At 64.9% G+C, this 6,330-nt stretch carries 4 protein-coding genes, 1 pseudogene and 1 riboswitch; of the genes and pseudogenes, 1 reads left to right on the forward strand and 4 read right to left on the reverse strand.

Translation table 11 applies throughout. The annotated features are described in order from the left end of the window. Positions 1–77 precede the first annotated feature (77 nt). Complete coding sequence (locus BM125_RS11120; protein WP_092407941.1) at positions 78–740, forward strand: TetR/AcrR family transcriptional regulator; 663 nt, start codon at positions 78–80, stop codon at positions 738–740. On the opposite strand, the gene BM125_RS11125 is transcribed toward BM125_RS11120, so the two are convergent. The 4 genes and pseudogenes from BM125_RS11125 to BM125_RS20230 form a co-directional block, all read right to left on the reverse strand. Continuing rightward, the gene (locus BM125_RS11125; protein ID WP_092407943.1) at positions 730–1,068 is read right to left on the reverse strand and encodes a PilZ domain-containing protein; all 339 of its coding nucleotides are present in this window, start codon (positions 1,066–1,068) and stop codon (positions 730–732) included. The two genes, BM125_RS11120 and BM125_RS11125, sit on opposite strands and share 11 nt — an antisense overlap. A gap of 10 nt (positions 1,069–1,078) precedes the next feature. Then, complete coding sequence (locus tag BM125_RS11130; RefSeq protein ID WP_175498033.1) at positions 1,079–3,490, reverse strand: DUF1631 domain-containing protein; 2,412 nt, start codon at positions 3,488–3,490, stop codon at positions 1,079–1,081. A 199-nt stretch (positions 3,491–3,689) separates the two neighbouring features. Next, complete coding sequence (locus BM125_RS11135) at positions 3,690–5,489, reverse strand: TonB-dependent receptor domain-containing protein (RefSeq protein WP_175498034.1); 1,800 nt, start codon at positions 5,487–5,489, stop codon at positions 3,690–3,692. Positions 5,490–5,609: 120 nt separating this feature from the next. Beyond that, positions 5,610–5,874: riboswitch (cobalamin riboswitch) on the reverse strand. 217 nt (positions 5,875–6,091) lie between these two features. After that, positions 6,092–6,330 (reverse strand): annotated as a pseudogene (locus BM125_RS20230) (hypothetical protein); the annotation flags it as partial.

Here is a 6,330-nt window from a genome sequence, read left to right on the forward strand (position 1 = left end):
CTTCCGAGGATCGACACAGTTGGTGTACTGCGTGGTATAGTAATCAAGCTAAACTGACGAGTCCAGTAATTTTTTCCATGAATGCCGTAGCCGCCAAGACGCCGGGTCCCGGGCGACCCAAGGATCTCGAAAAACGCGCCGCCATCCTCCAGGCGGCCAAGCAGCTGTTTCCCCAAAACGGCTTCGAGGGCACCAGCATGGACATGATCGCGGCCACGGCCGGGGTCTCGAAACTGACGGTTTACAGCCATTTCACCGACAAGGAGAGCCTGTTCGGCGAGGCCGTGCGCGAAAAGTGCGCCGAGCAGATGCCGGACGCGTTGTTCGATGTCGATGTCAGCGGACCGCTGCGCGAGCAATTGACGGCGATCGCGCGGGCGTTCTTTGCCCTGGCCACGAGTTCCGAGTCGATTGCACTCAATCGCCTGTTGACTGCCGGCGCCGGCAGTTCGGCCAAGCTTGCGCAGATCTTCTGGGAAGCAGGCCCACAGCGGGTGCAGCGGGATTTCGCGAATTTCCTGGCTCGTGAGGTCGAAGCCGGTCAGCTCGAGATCGACGACGTGCCGCGGGCGGCCTCGCAGTTCTTCTGCCTGCTCAAGGGGGAGTTGCACGCGCGACAGCTCTGCGGGTGCAGCGGCGCCACGTTCCAGCCGGGTGAAGTCGACCGGCACATCGCGGCGACGGTTGATCTGTTCATTCGGGCCTACGCGACCAAAGGGCAGGCCGCGGTCAGTCGCTGAGATTGCCGAGCCATGATTCGATGGCTTCGAGGTCGCTGCCGGAAATGTCGATGAAGTGGAAGCCTGCCCAGAACTGACCGGGCACGTTGGCGCGCTCCTGCCACATTTCCTGGGCGCCCACGTCGATCATCTGTGGTTGGCCGTGGCCGTTGACCAGTTCGAAGCCGAGCTGGAAAAGCGCGCCATCGACGACTTGCTGGTCGCAGACCATGAGCATGCCATCCGCGGACAGATTGCCGATCCGGCCCATGACCGTTCCGGTCATCTTGTTGGTCACCGGAATCGTGACGTAGGCGGACTTGCGGGGTGAGCGTCGGTGTTCGTTCATGCACGCATCCTCATGCCGACGCAGGCAGACCAGGTTGGCCCGAGTACTGCTGCAGCTTGCTCATGATGGCCTTCCACGCGCGATCGATGATGCTGCCCGATTCCTCCTTGAAGAGGCGCACCTGGCCGCGGACCAGGTCCCTGGCCAGCTGTTCGATGGTCTTCTCCTCGGATCGGGCACCCCGCTGGTTGACGAACAGGCAGCGTCCGGTAACGGTCGAGAACCAGGCCAGTTTTCGACGCACCACGCTGCCCTGCTGGTTGGTGACGAACTCGAACCAGGTGCCGAACGGAAGCGTTCGGATGCGTTGCACCATTTCCTTTTCCGCGCCGGTCAGCGCAGGCGCCGGGGTGTCGCCGGCCGACTCCGCTGCCGCCTTGCCGGCCGAAGCGGCGTCGCCGCCGAGTCGCGTCTTGCTCTTCAGGGCGTGCGCCAGCTCGGTATGGCTGGTCTTCTTTTCCACCGAGCTCGGGTCGAACAACTTGCTGACGACACCTTCGACCTCGTCACCATGCAGGCCGACCTGGAGCAGCCCATTGCGCACTTCCTCGCGTACGGTCTGGTCGACCTTGGCGAGGTCCGAACCCGAGCCGATCTGCATGAGCTGGTCGGCAACGGCCAGACAGCGCCGATAGGCCTGGCTGTCCTCGCCCTGGCGCAGCAGGGTCAGGGCGAGGACATCGGTCCAGGCCTGTTCGAGCACGGCGCGAACCATCGGCGCAGGCTTGCCGCGCTTGAGCAGCCTGGCGACGGCCGCGTTGGCCTGTTCGCGCGACAGATCGAGTCGCTCTCGCCCTTTGGCGGCGTCGATATGGCGGCGCTCGGCGATCTCCGCGCGCCGGGTGACCTGCGACATGTATTTGCCGAGGTCGTCGAGCAGCTTCTCCATCAGCGACAGGTCACCATCGAATTCGTTGGTGACGCGGTCGACCATCGAAGTCATGGTGTCGACCATGCCGCTGTCGGTTTCGTCGTCGCCCATCCACAACTGGGTGGCTTCGGCGACGCTGTTGAGCAACTGCCGGGCCGGATGGTTGCGCTGGGTGAAGAAGTGTTTGTCGCTGATCGCGCTGCGCAATACCGGAACCTGCAGCTTGGCGATCAGTTCACGGCTGCTGCTGTGCGAGGCGAGGTTCTGCCCGATGTAGTCGAACAGCATGCCGACCAGGTCGATGGTGTCGGAATCCTCTTCGGCCAGCAGCGGCGTCTGCCCCTCCGGGCTCTTTTCGCGCAACTGGTTGAGCAGGTCCTGCTTGAGGTGTCCGATACCGCGCGGCACCGCCCGCCCGTTCTGCTGGTACGTCTCGATCGGGTTCGATTGCAGTGCGCCGAGCACGCTTTGCAGATCGTCGCGACTCGCCATGTAGCCCGATGCGGGCGCTGCGGGCGCAATATCGAGGGAGCGACGCCGCTCGGCCAGCAATCCACGCAGGGATGCGAATAGCTGGGAATCCCCAGGCTCGGCCGCCGACGCGGCGGCCGCCGGTGCAGGACCTGGCGAGTACCTGCCAGGCGCCGCTTGCCGCGGGCCGGATCCGGCACCGGCAGCCGACGGGCCTCGTGACGGACCCCGCGTGGCGGGAGCCGCGCCACCCCGCGCGCTGTAGGGATCGCCTGCGGATGCCGGCTCTTCCGCTTCGTCCTGGCGCTCGGCATTGGTCGCCTTCCTGACGTCACCGTTGTCGGCAGGCCCGGCACGGCGGGAGTGGAACTGCAGGTTGGGCAGGACGCCCTGTTCGGCGAGATACTGGTTCAGCCTCTCGTAGAACTGATCGATCGGGCCCATGACGATGGTGTCGAAATCATGGAACACGCGGACGCGTTCGCCGAGGTCGATGTCGAGATCGCTGAGGGCATGCTGCAAGGCCCGGGCCAGGGCCAGCGGTCCCAGCGGCAACTCCGCCGGCTCGAAGGCGGGCCTGCCGGCGATGACGCCGAGGCGATGGCCGAGCATGTGCAGGGCAGTCGAATGACGGATTTCGGCCCTGTTGCCGATATCCTGCATGGCCAGTGAAATTTCCAGGTCGCGCGAGTCGACCAGCTCCAGCTTGGTCGTGCCGCGGTTGTCCCGGCCGGCGCCGGTCTGCGTGTCTGCTACCGGCCCCTTGTCGATCTGGGCCAGGCTGGACTCGAGGTGACTCAGGAAGCGCGGCACGATATCCGACTTGCCGCGCTTTATTTCGCGGATGGCCTCGAACAGGCGCGCCTGCTCCTCGTTGCTGCGTGCGCAATCGGCCAGCTTGAACAGCCGCTGCTCGACTTCGTCGAACAGCAACGACAGCGACGCTTCGAAATAGGCCGTGCGCTCCTGCAGGCCATCGAGCAGGAAGCGCACGCGTTTGGGCAGCGCACGCTCCGCCAGCCTGACCAGACGCGGCTTGCCGTCGGCTTTCTCGGCTGACCCCTTTCCTGCTTGCTTCACGACTCGCCCCCAACGGCTCCAGTGCGCATTCTTGCACGATGCTCCATACCGCAACAGATGTGACCGGGCGCGCCTGGCCGTGGAGCACATCGGGGCGGTCGAGTGGGCTCCATTGCGAATTCGGGTCCACCGCGACCGACCGGGTCCGGACCGGCCACCGATCGCATCATCGGCCGGCCGGTACGAGCCCGGCAGCGGCTCAGTCCGTGGACCAGACGAGGTCGAGAAACACGGAGCGTCCGGGCGTGTTGTAGCCGTATGCAAGTTCGTAGTCGCGGTCGGTCAGGTTCTCGATCCGCGCAGCCAGCCGCCATTGGCTGGACAGCAACCAGCTGGCGCGAACACTGACCAGCGCGTAGCCCGGCAGGCGGATGCCGCCGACATCATTGCGCGGGCCCGAAGCGATCAGTTCGACGCCGACCCGGGCACCTGGGCCGAAATCGCGGTCGATGCTGGCAGTTGCCTTCTGCCGCGGGCGACGCTGCAGATCGGTCCCGGTGTCCTCATTGCGCGGCTGCTGCCAGGTCAGGGTCGATGCGATCTGCCAATCGCCGAGACGCTTCTCGTAGTCGAGCTCGGCTCCACGAATCCGCGCGCGGGCGACGTTTTCCGCGCGGAAATCCGCACCGCTGAAGCTGATCAGGTTGCGGATCCGTGTCGCATAGAGCTGTGCCTTCAGACGTTGCCCTGCAGCCGGTGCCCACTCCAGGGCCAGTTCGCCGCTGCGCGAGCGCTCGGGCTCGAGATCCGGATTGCCGGCGAACAATCCACCGAACCCCGGTGAGTACTGCTCGTTCAACGTCGGACCGCGAAAACCGTGGCCATAACTCAGATAGGTGCGCACGGCGTCGCTGAAATGCCAGCCGACCGCGACCGATCCGGTGGTCTGTCGGCCGAACAGGCTGTTGTCATCGACTCGAAGGGCAAGGTCGCTGTCGAAATGCGAGCGGGTAGCCTGCCAGCCCGCGTAGACGCCGGTATTGTGGCGATTCTCGCGATAGGCCGCCGTGTCGCTGAAGGTGTCCCGGTTCTCGCCCTGTTCGCGCAGGTGGTCGATACCGAGGACCAGGCGCTGTGACGTGTTCAGGGCGACTTCGTTCTGCCAGCCGAACGAATTGCGGCGACTCTGATATCGGGTGAAAAAGACCGGCGTGGCGTAGTCCTCGCTGGCGTGCCCGACGCTCAGGCGCTGCCGCCAGCCCGGCCGGATCGATCCGCTCCAGGCGCCATGCAGGGCCTGCTCGGTGAAATCCGAGGCGCCACCGGAAAATTCGGCGGTGCCCTGGCTGCGGATCCAGGTGCCTTCGATGGCCTGGTCGCTCCAGCGCCGATCGGCCCGTGCCGCGAAATGCCGGTTCCTCAGCCCATGGTTCCTGTCCTCGAAGGCGAAGCCGTTTTCGTTCTGGCTCGGGAAGCCATCGACATCGCGAGCGCCGATCTGCAGGCTGTAGCCACCCTGCTCGTCGCGCCGGCCAAGGCCGGCCTCGGCCTTCGCATCGCCGTAGCTGCCGTAGCCGACCGTGGCGCGTGGTCCGGAAAGCTTGCGCGTGAAGATCTGGATGACGCCGCCGATTGCGTCCGAACCCCAATAACTTGCGCGCGGCCCACGAACGATCTCGATCCGCTCGATGGACGCCAATGGCAGCGTTTCCCAGGTCAGCGCGCCGGTATTGAGCGAAGAGACGCGCACGCCGTCCACGAGCACGAGCACATGGTTGTTGTTCGTGCCGCGCAGGAACACCGACGTCTGTCCGCCAGGTCCGCCGGTGCGCGCGATGTCGATGCCGGCCTGCAGGCGCAAAAGGTCACTGATGTCGCGCGTTGCGCTGAACTCGATGTCCTGACGGGTAATGATGCTGACGTCGGCCAGCGTGTCGTCGACGGTTTGCGCGCTGCGAGTTGCCGTGACGACGACCTGGGGTTGCAGGTCCGCTTCACTTGCAGCGACAGTGGCAACGGCGAAGTTGAGACAGAGGAAAACGAGGGAACGAGGCAACATGATGGATTCTCCGAACGCACACCCGCGAAACCCAGGTGATTGCACGGACCAACAAGCGCGGGTGGACGCGGCCACCCATGCCCGTCCGTTGCCCGCCGCAACGCCTGGAACCTTGGACGTCATCGACGTCCGCCGCAGGCCGGTCTCCGGGCTTGCAAGCGATGCCTTGGCATCGGCCTGATCACCTTCCCGTGCATGGCACAGTGGCGAATCGATCAGGTTTGGCTTGCCTACCGTTGCGGGGGCAGCGCCGGACTTGTTGAAGGTTGCGACCAGGGATGATCGCTTCCCGATCCCCGCGATCAGGATCGATCGCAAGGACAACGTACCGGCTTCCCGTTTCACCCGATCGAACCGATCAGGCACCTGTGGTGGCGCGCAGTGTAGCTTAAGGGCGCGGGATTCGGGATTCGGGATTGGGGATTCGAAATAGCCCGGTATCCCGCTCCAGTCCGCAAGATTGGATCGGTCGGGTTCCGACGAACGTATTCGCAAAAGCGCGCATGCTCTCCGAATCTCGAATCTCGAATCTCGAATCCCGAATCCCGAATCCCGAATCCCGAATCCCGAATCCCGAATCCCGAATCCCGAATCCCGGCCCGCTAGCGCGCCAGGAAGCGCATCGCGTCGGCCAGTCCATGCGGCGTCAGCGGATACATCCTGTCCTCGACCAGTTCGCGCACGAGATCGGTGGAAGGTGTGTAGCGCCAGCGCTCGATCGGCGTCGGGTTGATCCAGACGAGCTTTCGGAAGTGGTTGCGCAGGCGGTGGAACCAGGCCGAACCGGGTTCCTCGTTCCAGTACTCGACGCTGCCGCCGGCGTGGGCGATCTCGTAGGGGC

The organism is Dokdonella immobilis (assembly GCF_900115085.1).
GTDB classification, from domain to species: Bacteria; Pseudomonadota; Gammaproteobacteria; order Xanthomonadales; family Rhodanobacteraceae; genus Dokdonella; species Dokdonella immobilis.